The organism is Paraburkholderia sp. EG286B (assembly GCF_040965655.1).
Lineage (GTDB): Bacteria > Pseudomonadota > Gammaproteobacteria > Burkholderiales > Burkholderiaceae > Paraburkholderia.
Genome location: NZ_JBFRCF010000002.1, coordinates 177,732 through 198,026, shown reverse-complemented (window position 1 = coordinate 198,026; position 20,295 = coordinate 177,732). Strand labels below are relative to the sequence as shown.

16 protein-coding genes are annotated in these 20,295 nt (G+C 66.3%); 7 read left to right on the top strand and 9 right to left on the bottom strand.

What is annotated here, in order from left to right; translation table 11 throughout:
* Window position 1 precedes the first annotated feature (1 nt).
* The 3 genes from AB4Y42_RS04265 to AB4Y42_RS04255 are packed head-to-tail and all read left to right on the top strand — an operon-like array spanning window position 2 to window position 2,912.
* Window positions 2-1,165: an ABC transporter ATP-binding protein gene (locus AB4Y42_RS04265; protein WP_368693654.1), complete on the top strand. Its 1,164-nt coding sequence runs from the start codon at window positions 2-4 to the stop codon at window positions 1,163-1,165.
* On the top strand, window positions 1,162-2,097 hold the full coding sequence (locus AB4Y42_RS04260) for an ABC transporter permease subunit (RefSeq protein WP_368686092.1): 936 nt from the start codon (window positions 1,162-1,164) through the stop codon (window positions 2,095-2,097). The genes AB4Y42_RS04265 and AB4Y42_RS04260 overlap by 4 nt, the downstream gene beginning before the upstream one ends.
* A complete protein-coding gene (locus AB4Y42_RS04255; RefSeq protein ID WP_069265666.1) occupies window positions 2,094-2,912 on the top strand; it encodes an ABC transporter permease subunit in 819 nt (272 codons plus the stop codon). The genes AB4Y42_RS04260 and AB4Y42_RS04255 overlap by 4 nt, the downstream gene beginning before the upstream one ends.
* 84 nt (window positions 2,913-2,996) lie before the next feature.
* On the opposite strand, the gene AB4Y42_RS04250 is transcribed toward AB4Y42_RS04255, so the two are convergent.
* On the bottom strand, window positions 2,997-4,418 hold the full coding sequence (locus AB4Y42_RS04250) for a methyl-accepting chemotaxis protein (RefSeq protein WP_368693488.1): 1,422 nt from the start codon (window positions 4,416-4,418) through the stop codon (window positions 2,997-2,999).
* Between the two features lie 221 nt (window positions 4,419-4,639).
* On the opposite strand from AB4Y42_RS04250, the gene AB4Y42_RS04245 reads away from it, so the two are divergent.
* Together AB4Y42_RS04245 and AB4Y42_RS04240 are read left to right on the top strand one after the other, a co-directional pair.
* Window positions 4,640-4,771, top strand: coding sequence for a hypothetical protein (locus tag AB4Y42_RS04245; protein ID WP_256094777.1), 132 nt, complete (start codon window positions 4,640-4,642; stop codon window positions 4,769-4,771).
* An 18-nt stretch (window positions 4,772-4,789) separates the two neighbouring features.
* A complete protein-coding gene (locus AB4Y42_RS04240) occupies window positions 4,790-5,560 on the top strand; it encodes a class I SAM-dependent methyltransferase (protein ID WP_368693487.1) in 771 nt (256 codons plus the stop codon).
* Here the strand turns inward: AB4Y42_RS04240 and AB4Y42_RS04235 are convergent.
* The 4 genes from AB4Y42_RS04235 to AB4Y42_RS04220 form a co-directional block, all read right to left on the bottom strand.
* Complete coding sequence (locus AB4Y42_RS04235; protein WP_368693486.1) at window positions 5,557-7,047, bottom strand: flavin-containing monooxygenase; 1,491 nt, start codon at window positions 7,045-7,047, stop codon at window positions 5,557-5,559. The genes AB4Y42_RS04240 and AB4Y42_RS04235 overlap by 4 nt on opposite strands.
* Window positions 7,048-7,159: 112 nt before the next feature.
* Window positions 7,160-8,326 (bottom strand): tetratricopeptide repeat protein, encoded by a 1,167-nt coding sequence (locus tag AB4Y42_RS04230; RefSeq protein ID WP_368693485.1) that lies wholly within the window; start codon window positions 8,324-8,326, stop codon window positions 7,160-7,162.
* A gap of 125 nt (window positions 8,327-8,451) precedes the next feature.
* Complete coding sequence (locus tag AB4Y42_RS04225) at window positions 8,452-9,132, bottom strand: PspA/IM30 family protein (RefSeq protein ID WP_069265671.1); 681 nt, start codon at window positions 9,130-9,132, stop codon at window positions 8,452-8,454.
* 398 nt (window positions 9,133-9,530) lie between these two features.
* Window positions 9,531-10,184 (bottom strand): hypothetical protein, encoded by a 654-nt coding sequence (locus tag AB4Y42_RS04220; protein ID WP_368693484.1) that lies wholly within the window; start codon window positions 10,182-10,184, stop codon window positions 9,531-9,533.
* A gap of 140 nt (window positions 10,185-10,324) precedes the next feature.
* Between AB4Y42_RS04220 and AB4Y42_RS04215 the strand changes: the two genes are divergently transcribed.
* Window positions 10,325-10,621 carry a hypothetical protein gene (locus AB4Y42_RS04215; RefSeq protein ID WP_368686086.1) on the top strand — a complete coding sequence of 99 codons (297 nt, stop codon included), beginning with the start codon at window positions 10,325-10,327 and terminating at the stop codon, window positions 10,619-10,621.
* 163 nt (window positions 10,622-10,784) lie between these two features.
* Window positions 10,785-13,313, top strand: coding sequence for a penicillin-binding protein 1A (locus AB4Y42_RS04210; RefSeq protein WP_368686085.1), 2,529 nt, complete (start codon window positions 10,785-10,787; stop codon window positions 13,311-13,313).
* A 392-nt stretch (window positions 13,314-13,705) separates the two neighbouring features.
* Here AB4Y42_RS04210 and AB4Y42_RS04205 read toward each other — a convergent pair whose 3' ends face one another.
* From AB4Y42_RS04205 to AB4Y42_RS04190, 4 genes are all read right to left on the bottom strand, one after another.
* Window positions 13,706-14,326 (bottom strand): 2-hydroxychromene-2-carboxylate isomerase, encoded by a 621-nt coding sequence (locus AB4Y42_RS04205; protein ID WP_368693483.1) that lies wholly within the window; start codon window positions 14,324-14,326, stop codon window positions 13,706-13,708.
* An 84-nt stretch (window positions 14,327-14,410) separates the two neighbouring features.
* Window positions 14,411-15,994, bottom strand: coding sequence for an efflux transporter outer membrane subunit (locus AB4Y42_RS04200; RefSeq protein WP_368693482.1), 1,584 nt, complete (start codon window positions 15,992-15,994; stop codon window positions 14,411-14,413).
* Window positions 15,991-19,146 carry an efflux RND transporter permease subunit gene (locus AB4Y42_RS04195; protein WP_368693481.1) on the bottom strand — a complete coding sequence of 1,052 codons (3,156 nt, stop codon included), beginning with the start codon at window positions 19,144-19,146 and terminating at the stop codon, window positions 15,991-15,993. The genes AB4Y42_RS04200 and AB4Y42_RS04195 overlap by 4 nt, the downstream gene beginning before the upstream one ends.
* Complete coding sequence (locus AB4Y42_RS04190) at window positions 19,143-20,279, bottom strand: efflux RND transporter periplasmic adaptor subunit (protein ID WP_368693480.1); 1,137 nt, start codon at window positions 20,277-20,279, stop codon at window positions 19,143-19,145. The genes AB4Y42_RS04195 and AB4Y42_RS04190 overlap by 4 nt, the downstream gene beginning before the upstream one ends.
* Window positions 20,280-20,295 lie beyond the last annotated feature (16 nt).

The window sequence follows — 20,295 nt, the reverse complement described above, 5'->3', positions numbered from 1 at the left end:
AATCATGAGTGACCAGTCGAGCGCGCCGGCATCCGCCGGTTCGCTGCCTTCGGGCTTCACCGCGGCAGATTCGGCCGCGGACAACTTCGTGCAGATCGTCGATGTCGTCAAGAAGTTCGGCGAGACGACAGCCGTCAAGGGCGTCAATCTGTCGGTGAAGAAGGGCGAGCTGTTCGCGCTGCTCGGCAGCTCGGGCTGCGGCAAGTCCACCTTGTTGCGCATGCTCGCGGGTCTCGAGACCGTGACGTCGGGCAAGATCCTGATCGACGGCGAGGATCTCGCGTCGATGCCGCCGTACCGCCGCCCGGTCAACATGATGTTCCAGTCGTACGCGCTCTTTCCGCACATTACGGTGGAGTCGAACGTCGGCTTCGGGCTGCGCCAGGAAGGGGTGAAGAAGGGCGAACTGAAGGATCGAGTAGCCAACGCGCTCGAACTCGTGCAGATGACGCGCTTCGCCAGGCGCAAGCCGCATCAGCTCTCGGGCGGCCAGCAGCAACGCGTGGCGCTTGCGCGCTCGCTCGTGAAGCGCCCGAAGCTGCTCCTGCTCGACGAGCCGATGTCGGCGCTCGACAAGCAGATTCGCCAGCGCACGCAAATCGAACTCGTCAACATCCTCGACAAGGTCGGCGTCACCTGCATCATGGTCACGCACGACCAGGAAGAAGCGATGACGATGGCGGGGCGCCTCGCGGTGATGAGCGAAGGCGAGATCGTCCAGCTCGGCACGCCCAACCAGGTCTACGAGTTCCCGAACAGCCGCTTCTCGGCGGAATTCATCGGCTCGACCAATCTTTTCGATGGCAACGTGGTCGAGGACGAGCCCGATCACGTGTTCGTCGAGTGCGCCGAGTTGCCGGTGCGTCTCTATGTGAACCACGGCATTACCGGGCCGCTCGGCATGCCCGTGACGATCTCGGTCCGCCCGGAGCGCATCTCGCTCACGCGCAAGCCGCCCGAGGGCGTGTTCAACTGGGGCAAGGGCGTGGTCAAGAACATCGCCTACATGGGCGGCTACTCGCTGTACCACGTCAAGCTCGACTCGGGCAAGACGGTGATCGCAAACATGTCGAGCCTCGCGCTCTCCGAGATCGACTCGCCCACCTGGGAAGACGAAGTCTACGTGCGCTGGAGCGCGTCGGCCGGTGTGGTGCTGACGTCATGAGCGCGACGACTTTCCGCAGCATCCTGAACTGGCCGGCGAAACGCTTCAACCTGACCGGGCGCACGGCCGTCGTGGCGGGCCCGTTCATCTGGCTGCTGCTGTTCTTCCTCGTGCCGTTCATCCTGGTGGTGAAGATCAGCTTCGCCGACCAGCAGCTCGGCATTCCGCCGTACACGGAGCTGACGTCATTCGCGGATGGCATCTGGCATATCTCGCTCGACCTTTCGCACTACGCGTTCCTGTTCCAGGACAGCCTGTACTTCGCGACCTACGTGAATTCGGTCGTGGTGGCGGCGATTTCGACGCTGCTGTGCCTCATCATCGGCTATCCGATGGCGTATTACATCGCGCGCTCGAATCCGGCCTCGCGCAACATCCTCATGATGGCCGTGATGCTGCCGTTCTGGACCTCGTTCCTGATCCGCGTGTACGCATGGATCGGCATCCTGAAGAACAACGGACTGCTGAACAATTTCCTGATGTCGATCGGCATCATTCATTCGCCCATCGAGCTCTATCACACGAACACGGCGGTCTATATCGGCATGGTGTATTCGTATCTGCCGTTTCTCGTGATGCCGCTCTACGCGCACCTCGTGAAGATGGACCTCACGCTGCTCGAAGCCGCCTACGACCTCGGCGCGAAGCCGTGGCGCGCGTTCGTGGAGATCACGCTGCCGCTCTCGAAGAACGGCATCATCGCCGGCTGCCTGCTCGTGTTCATTCCGGCGGTGGGCGAGTACGTAATTCCTGAGCTGCTCGGCGGCGCGAACACGCTGATGATCGGCCGCGTCATGTGGAACGAGTTCTTCGACAATGCCGACTGGCCGATGGCCTCCGCGGTGACCTGCGCGATGGTGCTGCTGCTGCTCGTGCCGATGGCGCTGTTCCAGCACTACCAGGCGAAGGAACTGGAGGGCCGCGGCAAATGAAACCGAATCGCGTTCTGCAGTTCATCGCGCTCGGCCTCGGCTTCGCGTTCCTCTATATTCCGATCCTGAGCCTGGTCGTCTACTCGTTCAACGAGTCGCAACTCGTGACGGTGTGGACGCGCTTTTCCACGCGCTGGTATCAGGCGCTCATCACCGACGACGAGTTGATCACGGCTGCATGGCTCTCGCTGCGCATCGCGCTGATGACGGCGTTCGCCTCGGTGTTCATCGGCACGTGGGCGGGCTTCGTGCTCGCGCGCATGGGGCGCTTTCGCGGCTTCACGCTCTTCTCGGGCATGATCAACGCGCCGCTCGTGATTCCCGAAGTGATCCAGGGCATTTCGCTGCTGCTGCTGTTCGTGGAAATGGGCAAGCTGATTGGCTGGCCCGCGGGGCGCGGCGTGTTCACGATCTGGATCGGCCACGTCATGCTGTGCATTTCGTACGTCGCCATCATCGTGCAGTCGCGCGTGCGCGAGCTGAACCCGTCGCTAGAAGAAGCGGCGCTGGACCTTGGCGCAACGCCGTTCAAGGTGTTCTTCCAGATCACGCTGCCGCTCATCTCGCAGGCGCTTGCGGCAGGCTGGCTGCTGTCGTTCACGCTGTCGATCGACGATCTGGTGCTCTCGGCGTTTCTTTCGGGCCCGGGCTCGACCACGTTGCCGCTCGTGGTGTTTTCGCGCGTGCGCCTTGGCCTGAACCCGGAGATGAATGCGCTCGCGACGCTCTTCATCGCGGTCGTGACGGTGGGTGTGATCGCCGGCAACTACTTCATGCAGCGCGCAGAGCGCAAGCGGATGGCGATGGCCGTCTGAGCGCCGCCGCGCTTCGAAACGCATGTTAAAAACGGCTCGTGGGCAGTGATGTCCGCGAGCCGTTTGCTTTTTGCGGCGCAGTCGCTACAGCCGGTATCCCATGCGAAATCCTCCCCAGTGCCGACCGTTCACGAAAATCGGCGCGGAGGCGTCCTTCATCATCACGAACGTGCCGCCGCCCATGTCGCGGCGATAGGTCTGCAGCAGGAAGGGCTTGGTGTGCGAACCGGCGGCGCGGCCCGCGCGGTCGTTGAAAATTCGATGATTGCGGCAGTTCGCGGCATTCCACACCGGGTCGGCGCCCTGCGGATGCGAGAACTTGCGATTGTGGGTCGGTATGTAGCCGCGCGGATCGATCGCGACACAGAAGGCGACGCGTTCGTCGAACGCGAGCAGCGGTTCGAGGATCGGGGGCAGCATACGATCGGTGAAGGCCGTGAAGCGCGTCAAATGCTGCTGCGGGTTCGTGTTCGGCACAGGGGTGTAGACGCTGTCGAACAGATCCGCTTCGCCGATCTCGCCACGCGCGAGCGCGCCTTCGAACAACTTGCTCACCTGGGCGGCGGCGCGCTGCACCGTCTCGATGAAGCGGGTGTCGTCGGTTTCCACGCCGGTTGCGGCGGAAAGCTCGATGAGCGTTTCGGAGACCTCGAGCAGCTTGCCGAGCTGATCCTTCGCCTGCACGAAGTTGCGCCCCGAATCTTCGACGCCCGCGACCATCTCGCCCACCTGGCTCTCGAGCCCGTCGCACTTCGTCTCGATCTCGCCCGTGAGCTGGGCGATCTGGCCGGCGTGCTCGTCGAGCTGCATGATTGCCTGGCCGGTGCTGTGCACAGCCTCGCCGATCGTGTGCGTGCCCTCGCGCACGCGATGCGCGCGTTCGGTGTTGGCGGTGCCCTCGGCGATGAGCTGCTCGGTCTGCTGCGTGAGTTGGCCGAGGGTTTGCTCGATCTGGCCGGTGGCCTGTGCAGTCTTGGCGGAGAGGTTCTTCACCTCGGCCGCGACCACGGCGAAGCTCTTGCCGGACTCGCCCGCGCGCGCCGCCTCGATGGCCGCGTTGAGCGCGAGAAGCTGGGTTTGCCGCGCGATCAGGGAGATTTCCTCGGAGACCTTAGAGACATGCGCGAGCGCACCTTTGAGCGCCCGGATCTGCGTCTCGATGACGGTGACGCTTTCCACGAGACCGTGAATGTCGGCTAGCGACTCCTCGATGGTCTGCTGCGACTGCTGCACGGTGGCGGCGGTGCCGGTGCTCAGTTCGCGCATGGCGCGTGCGGCGGTGGCGATCTTATGGTTGCCGGCGAGGGTGTGGGCCGCCGATTCGCGCAGGGCGTGGCAGACGTCGGTCTGACGCTGCACGCGCGCGGCCACTTCGTCGACATGGCCCGCCACGTCGCAGATCTCGATACCGAGCCGGCCGGCATATGCGGCAATGTCGCCGACCACGCCGGCGGATTTTCCCGCGCGGCGGCGGCCGCGCAGACCCAGCAAACGCAAACGTGCCATCGGGTGTCTCCTTTCCCGGTGCGCCATGAAAGCTGCGGACAAAACTGCCCAAAGCTGCGTGCCCGGTCGCCGGCAGGTCCGATCGCCGGGCTTTCTGAACTTGTTTACGGCGTGTAACACGGCGACTTGAGCGCAGGGGTGGCGCCTGGCGCTATGATCGGGAACTCGGGCGCTTCGAAAGCCGGCAATGGGGAGCAAAGGGGCGTCGCGACGGGAGCAAGATGATAGAAGCGATTTTCGGCGGGAGCGCGCCGCTCGCGCTCTGGCAGCAGCTGATCCAGCTCTGGGAGCTGATCGTGATGGTGTTGCGCTTCCTCTGGGAGCTGGTGAAGCTCCTCGGCGGGGGCGGTTGAACGACGAAAGGGCAGACGATGATCGACGATTCCACCCGGCGTTTCACCGACCGGGTCGCAGACTACGTGAAATTCCGGCCGACCTATCCGCGCGAAGTGGCGACCTTCGTGCATGTGGAGTGCGGCATCGCGCCGGGCGCGCCCGTGGCCGACATCGGTGCGGGCACGGGCCTCTCCACGAAACTCTTTCTCGACGCGGGCCATCCGGTCACGGCCGTCGAGCCGAACGCGGCCATGCGCGCCGCGGCGGACGAGCTGCTGGGCGGCTATCAAGGCTATCGCAGCGTGGCGGGTACGGCGGAGGCGACGACGCTCGAAGCCGCGAGCGTGGATCTCGTGAGCGCCGCGCAGGCGTTCCACTGGTTCCACAAGACCGACACGCAGCGCGAATTCGCGCGCATCCTCAAGCCGCGCGGCAAAATCGTGCTGTTCTGGAACAGCCGCCTGCTCGAAGGCTCGGCGTTTTTGGCGGGCTACGAGGCGCTGCTGCAGCGGTTTTGCCCCGACTACGCGCGGGTGGCCGAAACCTATCCCGACTCGGCTGCGATGGCCGACTGGTTCGGCGACGGCTTCGAGCATCAGACGGTGTTCCCGAATGCGCAACTGCTCGACTTCGATGGCCTGCGCGGACGGCTGATGTCGTCGTCGTACGCGCCGCGCGCGGGCGACGAACGCCACGAGCCAATGCTCGCGGCGCTGCGCGAGCTGTTCGAGGCGACACAAAAGGACGGCACCGTGAACTTCGCGTACGAGACGCGCGTGTACGCGGGGCATCCGCAGCGTGTCTAGCGCCCGAACGCGTAGTCGGCGGTGCGCACGCGGCGCGTTTTGCGGCGGAACATGAACGTGAAGCCGGGCCAAAGGGCGGTGTTCTTGCCCGCCCGCGTCAGGTAGTAGCTGCGGCAGCCCGACTGCCACACGGTGCGCGCGAAACGCGCCTGCACGCGCGCGTTCCAGCTTTGCTGCGCCTCGGCGCGAACCTCCATCGTGCGGGCGCCCGAGCGCTGCAGCGCTCGGATGCAGGCCGCGATATAGGCGATATGCGACTCGATCATGTAGATCATCGAGTTGTGCCCGAGCGCCGTATTCGGCCCGATCACGAAGAAGAGATTCGGGAAGCCCGCGACGCTCGCGCCGAGGTAGGCCTCGGGGCCGTCGCGCCGCCATGTCTCGCCGAGGTCCTGGCCGCCTGCGCCCGTCACCTGGAAAGGCGCATCCACATCGTTGACCTGAAAGCCCGTACCGCAGACGATCGCGTCGAAAGGCCGATGCGTGCCGTCGGCGGTGACGATGCCATCGGCGACGACCTCGCGGATCGCGTCGGTCACCAGCTCGACGTTAGGCTGCGCGAGGGCAGGGTAGTAGTCGCTCGAGAGCAGCACGCGCTTGCAGCCCAGCAGATAGTCGGGCGTGAGGCGCGCACGCAGGTCGGGGTCTTTCACCTTGTGCGCGAGGTAGCTCAGCGCGAACTTCGTCGGCGCCTTGAGCAGGCGCGGCTCCACCGCGAAGCCGAGCGCACGCGATTCGTGCTGCCAGTAAATCCTGGCGCGAGCCACGCGTTGCGCCAAGGGCAGGTGCCGATAAATCCAGCGCCAGCGCTCGCTGATGGCGCGGTCGGGCCGCGGCATGATCCACGGCGGCGTGCGCTGAAACACCGTGAGTTGCGCCGCACGCGGCTGGATACGCGGCACGAACTGGATCGCGCTCGCACCGGTGCCGATCACGGCGATGCGCTTGCCTTCGAGCGCGTAGTCGTGGTCCCAGCGCGCCGAGTGGAACAGCTTGCCTTCGAAGCGCTCGATGCCCGCGATATGCGGCAGCGCCGGGCGCGAGAGCGGACCGTTCGCGGCGATCACGATATCGGCTTCGATCGTCGCGAGCGCGCCGTCGCGTTCGATCTCCACCTGCCAGACGCCGCGCGCCTCCAGGAAGCGCGCCGCGCGCACGCGCGAACGGTATTCGATGAAGCGCTCGACGTCGTACTTGTGCGCGCAATGGCGCAGGTAGTCGAGGATTTCGTGCTGCGGCGCGAAGGTGCGCGTCCACGCCGGATTCAGCTCGAACGAAAACGAATAGAGGTGCGAAGGAATATCGCAGGCGGCGCCCGGATAGGCGTTGTCGCGCCAGGTGCCGCCGAGGCCTTCGGCGGCCTCATAGATCGTGAACGAATCCACGCGCATGCGACGCAGCCGGATCGCCATGCCGATGCCGGAAAAGCCGCTGCCGATGATGGCGATGCGCAGCGCGCCCCCGTTGCCGAGCGCTTCTTTGGCCATGTGTGCGTCCGCCGTCATGTGTGATGTGTCGTGTTGTGCGCCGATGCAAAACGGGCTCCATGAAGGAGCCCGTCGTTGTTTTAGCAGTGTGCGCTGGGGAAGCCGCAGGCGTTCAGGAGTTGTTCCAGTCGTCCGGACTGTCGTTGCTGCCCATATCGACACCGCCGCCGCCCGAGCCGTCGTCCCAGTCGTTCGAGCCCTGGCCGAAGTCGAGGCCGCCGCTATTGTTGCCGTCGCGCTGAACGCGGCGGCCTTCGTCGTCGACATACACATCGCGCTCGATCACGCGGTCACGGCCATGGTTCAGGGCTTCGCCGAGCAGCACGCCCGTGAGCAGGCCACCCATGCCGCCCATGCCACCGCCGCCTTGCTGCACGATGACCTGCGGCGGTTGCTGCGGCGGCGCAGGCGGATACTGCGGCTGACGTCCGAAAGCGGCGTCGGCTTCTCGCGCGTAGCTGGAGTTGCTGCCGTAGTCCGGCGCCGCAGGCTGCGCATTCGGATCGGGGCGGCCTTCGGCGCGCGCCTTGAGGCTCGCGAACTGGCGCTCGAGATCCTCGATCTCATACGGTGGCCGCGGATTCGCGCTGTTCGAAAGCGTTTCGACGAGGCTGCGCAACTGCGCTTCGAGTCCTTCGACTTCCTTTTCGAGCGCTTCGTGGCCGGGCGCAGTCGAGAGCTTCACGTCGAGCTTGAGCGAGCGCACGCCGTTGAGCAGCTCGGTGGCGCGCTTGAGTTGATCGCGGCGGTCGTCGCCGGCCTTGGCGTCTTCGGTGGACTTCGCGCGGCGCAGGGTCCAGCGCAGCACGAGCGCAATGCCAACCAGCAAAATGGCGATACCGATCCACATGCCCATACCAGGACCTCGCTTCTGTGGCGCGGGCGCGGCCAGCTGCTGCTGCGTGAACGGGTTGCCCGTGCTGTTCGTGTTGACACTGCCGGCGCGCGAGGCGTCGGAACGAATCTTCGCTTCGACCTGCGCGAAACGCTGCGGCTGGGTGAAGCGGATTTGCGGATCGAGCGACTTCGCCTGCTCGACCTGCGTAAGCGCGTCGCTGTAACGGCCTTCGCGGTCGAGCACCTGGGCGTAGAGGTAGTGCGCGCGAGCGTTGTCCGGATGCGCCTGCAGGACTTCAGTCAGGCCGGAGTCGGCGCGCTGCCAGTCGCCTTGGGACATCGCGGATTCGATCTGCTGCACGCTAGGCACGGCGAACGCAACGCCGCCCGTGAAGGCGAGCGACGCAACGGCGATGCTGGCAGCGGCAAGAAACTTTTTCATGTTGCAGGCCGGGCGGATTGACGCCCGTCTCCATGGCATTCGATACGGGGATGCGGCGCCATCGGGCGCCTGCCGACTGCATCGGCCGCACGGACCATGCCGCGCCGCATCCAGCACGCAGGCGCTTACTGTGCCGGCGTGTTCATCTGCTTCTTGAGCGCCTCGAGGCGCTCGTCGACCGACGGGCCCTTGTTGAGCGCCGCGAGCTTGTCGTCGAGCGCCTTGCCGCTCGACTGGTCGGACGAATTCAGGCGGGCGTCCGAGCGCGCGTTCGACAGCGCGACCTTCTCTTCCAGCTTCTGGAAATCGCCATCGAGATTCTTGCCGCCGATGCCGCCCAGCGCCGTGGCCGCGACATCCTTCGCCTGGGCGATCTGCTGCTTCGCCTGCAGGATGTTCGAGCGCGCGTTCAGATCGTTGCGGCGTTGGCGCATGTCGTCGATCTGCTGCTTCAGTTGATCGACCGACGGTTCGAGCTTCGCGAGTTCGCCCGCGAGTGCATCGCGTTCGGCTTCGGCGGTTTGCTGCGCGCCGAGCGCTTCGCGTGCGAGCGCTTCGTCGCCCGATTGCAGCGCGCGCTTCGCGCCGTCTTCGTACTTCTTCGCCTTGTCGGCGGCCACGTCGCGCTTGCTTTGCTGCGTCGCGACCTGCGCCTGGATCTCGACGAGCGAGTTCTCCGCGCGGCCGATGCTGTCGTCGAGCTCACGCACGATCTGGCGCGCGTCGCGCGACGGATCCTGCACCGAGTCGGCGGCGTCGTTGAGCAGGCCCTTGACGGTGCGGGAGATGGAGTCGAAAAGCGACATGAATTCCTCCAGTGAAATGAGATCGGCCATGGTGGGCCGAGGTGCGTGTACGCGGTTGGCCACACGCGCCAGCCGGCTGGCAGAGGGCGGATCCATCTGCCAGCTTACGCCGCTTTACGCCTGGCGCGCATGCACGGCGCAAATCGGGGCGAGTGCGGCAATTGCAATAGCGTGAAGGTGTTTTCTTGCACGCGTATGTTCGTCAGGACGAGGCCTGGTTGCACGGCGCGAAGCACCGCTGCAGGCCGGGCGCCGTCATCGATCGCGGATATTACACCACGGCCCGTCTTAAAAGGGACTTAAAGGAATCGGGCCCGCGCGGCGCTCGCGGGCGCGCGTGTAAGCGGGCGTTAAGCCGATCGTGACTCGTGCGTAGGGCGAAGCGGATGCGGCCCGTGTCAGGCGTATTTGCCGCCTTCGGGCGCAGCGTCGTCGCTGCGGGCTTCGTCGCGTGGATCGCTTGCGTCGCGCCGCGAGCGCGCGAAGGGCGCCGAGCTCAGCGGCTGCAGTGGTTCGACGTCGAGCGACTGCGCCGCGGCCGTGTCGAGCGCGGCGCTTTCCGCTGCGGCGGCCGCTTCGGCGCTCAGCCGGGCGACAGCCTGGGCGATTTCGCGCGCGGCATGGCTCACGTCCGCCTCGTCGGTGTGTGCGGCGGGCAGGGGGGCGTTTGGCGCTTGAGGCGTTGCCTCGTGGGGGGCGTCATCATGAATGGCCGCAGCTGCTTCGGTATCCTTTTGCGCGTTGGCAGTCGCGTCGGTCGCACCGATGGCCGCCGCCGCGCCTGCGGGTGGCCGGATCGCGCCCGCACGGCCCACGCGCAGCGGCCTCGCGGCCTTTTGCAGCACCTGGGCGAGGGCGTCGGGTTGACGCGGCGCGTTCAGCCGGTCGACGATGCTCGCGGCCTTCACCTGATCGCTCGTAGCGCTGAATGCGATCACGGCGCGGCGCATGAGTTCGCTGATGCTGATGCCGAGCTCGTCGGCGGTGGCGGAGATCGCGCGCTTTTGCGCGGGCGTAACGAAGACGACGATGCGTTCGCTGGGCTTGTTCATGATCGACGGGCCGTTGGGTCGGCTTCGTATGACGTCGGTTTGCCTGCCTGCGCAACAGCTTTTTGTAAGAATGAATGCGTGCTCGCCTGGGCGCAGACAGGGGCGTGTAGCAGATCTTTCATGATAAGACGAGTGCGCCGATGCGCAATTGGAAGGTGCGCGACCAGGAACAACCCTGCCTGCAAGAATCTGCCGTCAACAACGGCACAATGTCTAATTTGTCGCACGACAGGAAGATGGTTACGAAACTTTTCGCGCATAAAGCCATGATCGGCGCAAGCCAGCGCCTAGGCTGCCAAAAAATCGGGCGGGAAGCGTTTCCCAAGAAACTCTTACAAAAAAAGCGCGACCCGGCGCCCGCGATTTCTTTAGAATGCGCTGTTACATTTCGCGGATGGCGCCTGATCGGGCGGGTATTCGCATGTGGCGTGCCATAGTGCGCGCCGCGCGGCCGGACGGGGGCGTTGCCGGTCGCGCCGCGTCGCCGGGATTGAGCCGGCGACGTCGTATGCCGCATTGGCGCCATGACGCCGTGGTCGAGATCCATGCGCGCGAGTTGCGCGCAGCCGGCGCGCGCGAGACGCGTCCATCATTCCAGTCATGCCTATCATCAAACGACCGCCTTCACCGCAGTACCCGAACGAAGATCGGGAACCCTCCTTCAACAACGGGCGCCAGCCGCCTCGCCGGCCTGAATCGGGCGGCGGGTCCGGCGGCAACGGGCCGCGCGACGGGAGCCCGAAGCGGCGCTCCATCGGCACTACGCTCGCGCTCTGGTTCGTCGGCCTGATCGGCACGCTCTGCGTGGTCGGTGCGCTGCTCTTGGGCTACGCGCTCGTCGTGATGGGACCGCAACTGCCGTCGCTCGACGCTCTCACCAACTATCAGCCCAAGGTGCCGCTGCGCATCTATACCGCCGATCACGTGCTGATCGGCGAGTTCGGCGAAGAGCGCCGTCAGCTCGTGCGCTTCCAGGATATTCCTGACATCCAGAAGAAGGCCGTGCTCGCCATCGAGGACTACCGGTTCTACGAGCACGGCGGCGTGGACTTCGTCGGCATCCTGCGCGCGGGCGTGGCGGACCTCATGCACGGCGGCGCCTCGCAGGGCGCGAGCACGATCACGATGCAGGTCGCGCGCAACTTCTTCCTGTCGAGCGAGAAGACCTACACGCGTAAGGTCTACGAGATGCTGCTCGCCTACAAGATCGAGCGCGCACTGACGAAGGACCAGATTCTCGAGCTGTACATGAACCAGATTTATCTGGGTCAGCGCGCCTACGGTTTTTCGGCGGCGGCGCGCGTGTACTTCGGCAAGGACCTGAAGGACATCACGGTCGCTCAGGCGGCGATGCTCGCGGGCCTGCCGAAGGCGCCTTCGGCGTATAACCCGATCGTCAATCCGCACCGCGCGAAGATTCGCCAGGAGTACATCCTCAAGCGCATGCTCGACCTCGGCTACATCACCCAGGCGCAGTACGACGTGGCGATCAAGGAGCCGCTGCAGACGAAGACGGCCGGCACCGAGTACAACGTGCACGCCGAATACGTCGCGGAAATGGTGCGCCAGATGATGTACGCGCAGTACAAGGACGAGACCTATACGCGCGGCCTCACGGTGACGACGACGATCGATTCGGCCGACCAGGACGCCGCGTACGCGGCCGTGCGCAAGGGCGTGATGGACTATGAGCGCCGCCACGGCTATCGCGGACCGGAAGGCTTCGTGCAACTGCCCGCCGACGGCGACGACCGCGAGCAGGCCATCGAAGACGCGCTCACCGATCACCCGGACAACGGCGACCTCGTCTCGGCGGTCGTGACCGACGCGGGCCCGAAGTCGGTGACGGCGCAACAGCTCGACGGCACCTCGGTGACGGTGACGGGCGAGGGCCTGCGCTTCGTCGCGGCCGCGCTCTCGCCGCGCGCGTCGCAGGCGCTGCGCATTCGCCCCGGCTCGATCGTGCGCCTGATGGAAGACGCGAAGGGCAACTGGCAGATCACGCAGCTGCCGCAGGTCGAAGGCGCGCTCGTCTCGCTCACGCCGCAGGACGGTGCGATCCGTGCGCTGATCGGCGGCTTCGACTTCAACAAGAACAAGTTCAACCACATCACGCAGGCATGGCGTCAGCCGGGCTCGAGCTTTAAGCCGTTCATCTACTCGGCTTCGCTCGAAAAGGGCCTCGGACCGGCGACGATCATCAACGACGCGCCGCTGTACTTCCCCCCCAGCTCGCCGGGCGGCGACGCGTGGGAGCCGAAGGACGACGACCAGCCCGAAGGGCCGATGTCGATGCGCCTCGCGCTGCAGAAGTCGAAGAACCTCGTGTCGATCCGCATCCTCTCGTACATCGGCACGAAGTACGCGCAGGACTACGTGACGCAGCGCTTCGGCTTCGACGCGGACAAGACCCCGCCGTACCTGCCGATGGCGCTCGGCGCGGGCCTCGTCACGCCGCTGCAGTCGGCGGGCGCGTATAGCGTGTTCGCGAACGGCGGCTATCGCATCAACCCGTACCTGATCGCCGAAGTGGACGACGCGCGCGGCCAGCCGATCCTGCGCGCGCAGCCGCTGGTGGCGGGCCAGAATGCGCCGCAAACGCTCTCGCCGCGCAACGCGTTCGTGATGAACAGCCTGCTGCACTCGGTGGCGACGGCGGGTACCGGCGCCGGCACCAACGTGCTCCATCGCAACGACCTGCAAGGCAAGACCGGTACGACCAACGACGCCAAGGACGGCTGGTTCGCGGGTTATCAGCGCACGCTGGTTGCCGTGGCGTGGATGGGCTACGACCAGCCGAAGAGTCTAGGCAGCCGCGAATTCGGCGCGCAGCTCGCGTTGCCGATCTGGGTGGAGTACATGCAGCGTGCGCTGCGCGGCGTGCCGCAGGAAGAGCCGGCGATGCCCGAGGGCCTCACGACGATCAACGACGAACTGTTCTTCTCGGACATGACGCCGGGTAGCGGCTTCGTGGCGAGCATCGGTCTGGACTCGGCGAACCCGGCGGGTGCGGCGAGCGATGCGAGCGGCGCGACCGGCAGCATGGGTCCGGGCGGCATGACCCCGCCGAGCGTGACCACGACGGAGAAGAAGCAGATCATGGATCTGTTCGAATCGAACAAGCCTTGATGCTGGTTCGATGAGTTCTGCAGGATAAACACGGCGCGTCGGCAACGGCGCGCCGTGTTTTGTTTGGTGAGCAGAATTTCCTTGTGGGCCAAGGAGTTGGTCGAGCTTTCCAGGGCTTTTCCACAGGGCTGTCAACGAAATCTGTGAGTAACTCTCGCGCTGAGTTTTCCACAGTTTTTGTTGAAGCCCCTGTTCATAACCCTGGGATATCGAAGCTAACTGGCTGACGCCAAAGGCTTTGTGCACAGGCAAGCGGTATGAGGCATCGCGCCTCGAAACACATCGTCAGAACGCAGTCCGAAGGTTTGGCTGTGCGAACCGCGCGAATACGTGACGGCCTGAACAGGCAGGAATACGAACGACTCCACGCTAGTGAAGCGCGGAGAGCAGGACTACGCAGTGTCCCGGTTCCGCGGCGCGCAGAGCGCCGTTTCGATCGCGTCTTCCAGCCGGTCGTTGCCCCAGAACATTGCCTCGCCGACAAAAAACGTCGGTGCGCCGAAGATGCCGAGATCGCGAGCCGCCTGGGTGCGCTCGCGCAGGCGCAGCCGGTTCGCTTCGCTGCCGGCTTCCTCGATGAGCCGCTGTGCCGGCAATCCGAGCGTGTCGAGCAGGTGTGCAACCGCCTCGGGTGAATCGACTTCGCGGTCGTCGCCATAGTTGCGCGTCATGACGGCGCGGCACCAGTCGGGCAGCCACGGCTCGTCGGCGGCGAGCACGGCGATGCGCGTCGCGAGCACGGTGCGGCGGGGAAACTCGCTGGGCTGCTGCCACGGCAGCGCGTATTTGCGGCACTGCCGGCGCATGTCCTGCCACACATAGGCGCCCTTTTCCTTCTGCACGACGAAGGGCGGACCTTCCCAGCCGAGTGCGTCGAGAATGGGGCCGAGGAGGAAGGGCCGCCAGTGAACATCCACGCCATTTCGCGCCGCGAGTGCGTCGATGCGCATCACGCTCAGATAGCTGTAGTTGCTGGCGAGGTCGAACCAGAAGTCGAGCGATGGACGGGGCATGCTGTCGTCTCCATGAAGCGGTTGCGCCGGCGTGCGCGGCGCTTGCGATCATGGTACGCCGAGACGCCCGGACAATCGCGCGTGTTACTTGCCTTGCGCGGCGGCCCCAGCGTCCGATGCGTGCGCGGCAGCGGCCGTGTCCGCCCCACGGCCACTGCCGAGCGTCGCCGGGTTGACCGGCGGATTGCCCATCGCCTGGAAGAGGGCGGCCGTGTCGGCAAACCGCGTGCCGCGATAGCGGATTTCGTCGAGCCGTGCGTTACGCCATTGCTGCTCGCTTTGGCGCACCGCGTACCACGGCACCGCGCCGAGCTTGTAGCGCGCGTTGGTGTCCTCGTAGACGCCCTGGGCCGTGCGTGCCGAGGTACTGGCTGCGTCGAGGGCCTGGGCGTCGTGATCGAGCGCGGCGAGGCGGTCGGCGACGTCCTGGAACGCCGTGAGCACCGTTTGCTTATAGGTGTCGTTGGCTGCCTCGTAGGACTGCAACGCCGCGCGCCGCTGGGCGACGAGTGCGCCGCCGTGGAAGATCGGCTGCGAAAGCGAAGCGCCGATCGCCCACAGCGCGCCCGCGCCGGAGGTCACCACCGGCCAGCTGAAGCCGCCCTGGCCGAGCGCCGCCGAAAGCGTGATGCTCGGGTACATCTGCGCGGTGGCGGCGCCGACGCCGGCGGCGGCCGCCTTGAGCGTGGCTTCGGCGGCTTCGATGTCGGGACGGGTTCTCAGGAGTTCTGAAGGGATGACCACGGGCACCTGCGCGGGCAAGGTCAGGCTGGCGAGATCGAGGTCGGGCGGCGCCTGGTCAGGCGTACGGCCGATCAGCACGGCGAGCGCATGGCGCTGTGCGATCCATTGCTGACGCAGCCCCGGCAGACTCGCCGCGAGCGACGCCGCGCTCTGCTGCGCGCTGAGCAGATCGGTGTGCGAGGCCGAGCCGAGTGCGTAGCGCTTTTGCACGTCGTCGGCCTGCGCATTGGCGAGCGCGATCAGCTGCTCGGTCGTGTCGATCTGCGCATGCAGCGTTGCCGCGCCGAGCGCGCTCGCCACGATGTTCGCTGCGAGCGCGCGCTGCGCGGCCTCGAACTGGAACGCCTGCACGTTCACGCGCGAGGCGAGCGCCGCGTTGTTCAGGCGGGTCGCGCCGAACACGTCGAAGGTGTAGCGCACGTCGATCAAGCCCGCAAAAATCGCGTATTGCAGCTGGTCGATGCCGAACTGCGGGATCGCGGGTTGCTGCTGGCGTTGCGCGATGCCGATGGCGTCGACGGTCGGCAGCAGCGAGCTGCCGATCTGGCCGCGCAACTGCTCGCGCGCGGCCTGCAGGTTGTGGTCGGCGGCGGCGAGGTTCGGGCTGTTGGCGAGCCCCTCGTTGACGAGCGCATCGAGCGCGTCGCAGCCGTAGAGCGTCCACCATTGCGGCACCGGTTCCGCGTCCGTCACGAACTGCTGCGGGACGCCCTGGGCGGCGACCGTCTGTGCCGGTTGCGCCTGCGCACCGTAGTGCTCGGGCTGCGGCATGGCGGGCGGCTCACCGGTCGGGCCCAGCGCGCAGCCTGCCAGCGCGAGCGCGGCGCATGCGGCGAGCAAGCCGGGCGCGTGCGGAAAACGTGTTGCGGGCAAACGCGCCGTTTCATGCGGGCCCGACGCCAATGTCGAAGAATCCGTTTTCATGATGCCTGTTCCGGCGTCTTGCCGGTCTCGTCAGTCTCGCTGCTGCGCACGCGGAACGCGGCCGCGTACGCCGCGGGCAGGAAGAACAGCGTGAGCACGGTCGCAATCGTGATGCCGCCCATCAGCGCCGTCGCCATCGGTCCGAAGAAGTTCGAGCGCAAGAGCGGAATGAGCGCGAGCACGGCGGCCGCTGCCGTCAGCATGATTGGCCGGAAGCGGCGCACCGTGGCGCCCACCACGGCGTCGAAGCGCTTGTGCCCGGCGCGGATGTCCGTTTCGATCTGGTCCACGAGAATCACCGAGTTGCGCATGATGATCCCGAACATGGCGATCACGCCCAGCATGGCCACGAAGCCGAACGGCTGCCCGAACACGAGCAGGGCGATCACCACGCCGATCAGACCGAGCGGCGCGGTCAGCACGACCATCAGCACGCGCGTGATGCTTTGCAGCTGGATCATGAGCAGCGTGAGCACGGCAATGGCGAGGACCGGCAACTGCGCGAAGATGGACGCCTGGCCCTTCGCGCTTTCCTCCACGGAGCCGCCCACCTCGATGTGGTAGCCGGGCGGCAGCGCGCGCTTGATCGATTCCAGTTTGCCGTCGAGCGCATGCGTGACGTCGATGCCTTGCGCGCCCGCACGCACGTCGGACTGCACGGTGATCGTGGGCTGCCGGTCGCGCGACCAGATCACGCCGTACTCCAGATCGTTGGCGAGATGCCCGAGCGCACCGAGCGGCACCGGGCCGTTCGGTGTGGGCATGGCGAGCGAGAGCAGACGCGCGGGATCGACGCGTTCGGCGGCGGGCGAACGCAGATCGACGCTGATGAGCTTGTCGCGCTCGCGAAATTGCGTGACGGTATAGCCCGAGTACGTCAACTGCAGGAAATTGGCGATGTCCTGCGACGAGACATTGAGCGCGCGCGCCTTTTGCTGGTCGATCTGGAAGTGCAGCGAGCGTCCCGCCGGTTCGTCCCAGTCGAAACTGACGTTGTCGGTACGCGGATCGGCGCGCATCGTCGCCGCCACCTTGTTCGCGATGTCGCGCACGCTCGGGATGTCGTCGCCGCTCACGCGGAACTGCACGGGGTAGCCGACCGGCGGCCCGTTCTCGAGGCGCGAGAGACGCGTGCGGATGGCCGGGAACTTGTCGCGCAGCATCGGTTCGAGCCATCTGGCGAGCTTCTCGCGGTCTTCGACCGACTTCGCCGTGATCACGAACTGCGCAAAATTGGGCTGCTGCAACTGCTGATCGAGCGGCAGATAGAAGCGCGGCGCGCCGGTGCCGACGAAATCGATGAAATGGTCGATCTCGGGGCGGCCCTTGATCGCCGCTTCGAGGCGCTTCGTCTGGCGCAGCGTCGCATCGATCGAGGCGCTTTCGGGCAGGCGCACGTCCACGAGCAACTCGGGCCGGTCGGAACTCGGGAAGAACTGCTGCGGCACGAGCTTGAAGCACGCGAGCGCGGCCACGAACAGCGCGATGGTCAGCACGAGCACGATGGCATGGCGCTCGATGCACCAGCCGATCCAGCCACGCAGCCGCCGATAGAAACGCGTGTCGTAGATCTCGTGCTCGTGATCGTCGCCATGGGCGGCGTGCGCCGCATCCGGATCGGGCTTGCGCTCCGGCAACAGCCGGTAGCCCAGCAGCGGGATCAGCACGACGGCCGCAAACCACGAGGCGATCAGCGCGATGGCGGACACCTGGAAGATCGAGCGCGTGTACTCGCCGGTGCTCGACCTCGCGAGCACGATGGGCAGGAAACCCGAAACGGTGACGAGCGTGCCGGTCAGCATCGGGAACGCGGTGCTGGTGTAGGCGAATGCAGCGGCGCGCGTGAGGTTCCAGCCCTGCGCGAGCTTCACTGCCATCATCTCGACGGAAATGATGGCGTCGTCGACGAGCAGGCCGAGCGCGAGCACGAGCGTGCCGAGCGACACCTTGTGCAGACCGATGCCGAAGAGGTACATCGCGAGCGAGGTGACAGCGAGCACGATCGGAATGGTGATGACCACCACCATGCCCGTGCGCACGCCGAGCGAAACGAGGCTCACGAGCAGCACGATGCCCACGGCCTCGGCGACGGCTTCGACGAAGTCGTCCACCGAGCGCGCGACCGCATCGGGCATGCTCGACACCTCCACGAGCTTCAGCCCAGCGGGAAGTTGCGCGCGCAACTGCTCGACGCGCGCATCGAGCGCCTTGCCGAGGCGGATCACGTCGCCGCCCGGCTGCATCGTGAGGCCGATGCCGAGCACCGCCTGGTTCTGAAAGCGCATCTGCGTGGCGAGCGGCTCGTCGTAGCCGCGCCGGATCGTGGCGATGTCGCCCAGCCGAAACGTGCGGTCGTTCACGCGGATCAGCGTATCGGCGAGCACCTTGAGGTCCTCGTACTGGCCGCTCGGGCGCACGAACACGCGGTCGTCGGCGGTCGTGAGCGTGCCCGCGGCGGAGACGCTGTTCTGCGCGCCGATCACCTGGCCGAGCTGCGTGGGCGAGATGCCGAGGCGTGTGAGCTGCGTGTTCGGAATCTCGATGTAGATGCGCTGCTGCGGATCGCCGAAATAATCGACCTTGCCGACGTCGGGCACGCGCAGCAGCTGCTCGCGCAGCTTGTCTGCGTAATCGTGCAGTTGCGCGGGCGAAAAGCCGTCGCCCTCCAGTGCGTAGATGTTGGTGTAGACGTCGCCGAACTCGTCGTTGAAGAACGGTCCTTGCACGCCCTGGGGCAGCGTGTACGCGATGTCGCCGACCTTCTTGCGCACCTGGTACCAGGTCTCGCGCACTTCGCTCACGGGCGCGGAGTCCTTCATCGTGAAGAACACGAGCGATTCGCCGGGCCGCGAATAGCTGCGCAGAAAGTCGATATAAGGCGTTTCCTGCAGCTTGCGGCCGATACGGGTCGTCACCTGGTCCTCGACCTGGCGCGCGCTCGCGCCGGGCCAGAAGGTCTGGATGACCATCACGCGGAACGTGAAGGGAGGGTCTTCCGATTGCGCAAGACGCGTATAGGCGAGCGCGCCGAATATCGTTGCCAGCACAACGAGAAAGGTGACGAGCGCCCGATGCCGCAGCGCCCACGCCGACAGGTTGAAGCGGCCCTCTTCGTGATCGGCGCCGGGACCCGGGTCCGTCGTCTGGCTCATGACGCGAAGTCCTCGGGATGCAGCGGCGCGACCGGCCGTACCCGCTCGCCCGCGTGCACCGTATGGACGCCTTGCAGCACGATGCGCTCGCCGTCCTGCAATCCGCTTGCCACGGTGATCGTGCGCGCGTCGTAGCGCGCGATGCTTACGCGCCGCAACTGCAGCACGTTGTCGGGCGCGTGGACGACCCAGATGGCGGGCGCCTCGCCGTCGTGGAAGAGCGCGGTGGCCGGCACGGTAAACGCGGCCGGCGCGCTGGCCTCGCTCGGGGCCGCGAACGCCACGTTGGCGGTCATGCCGAGGCGCACGTCGGCGTCGGGATGTTCGAGCGTGAGCCGCGCGCGCCACGTGCGGCTTTGCGGGTCCGCAGCGGCGGCGAGTTCGCGCAGGCGCGCCGTGTAGTGGCGGCCGGGCAGGGCACCGAGCGTGACCTGCGCGGTGTCGCCGGTGTGCAGCGCGGCCACGGCGCGCTCGGGCAGGTCGCACACCACGTCGACGTCGCCGCTCCACGCGAGCTGGTAGACCGCCTGGCCGGCCTGCACGTTCTGGCCGGTGTCGGCGTTTTCGGCGGTGATGACGCCCGCGTGGTCCGCTACGATCTGCGTGTAGCGCAACTGGTTCTTTGCCAGCGCGAGCTGCTGCTGCGCCTGATCGCGCTGGGCCGCGGCCGATGCGTAGGCATCCTGCGTCTGTTCGAGCTGCGCGCGGGCGATGAGATTGGCCGCCGACTGGGCCGTGTCGCGATCGAGCTGCTGCTTCGCGAAGACGAGGCGATGCTGCGCGGCGTCGAGTTGGGCCTGCGCGCTGGCCGCGTTCTTTTCGAAGTCCGCAGGATCGAGCCGCGCGAGCGTCTGGCCGGGCTTGACGCTGTCGCCCAGGCGCACGCTGCGCTCGATGATCTTGCCGTTCACGCGAAACGAAAGCGGCGTGGCGTTGCGCGCCTCGATATCGCCTGGATAGGCGGGGCTCACGCCGCCGCCGTCGGGGTGCACGGTCATCGAGACGACCGTGCGCGGCTGCGGCGGGGCTTCCTTTTCCTTGCCGCAGGCAGCCAGCGTGACGACGCCGAACACGAGAAGCACATTCGCGGCATGCCGCCACGGTGCACTGAACTTACCGGTACCACTGCGCATCCTGCTCGATGCGCCA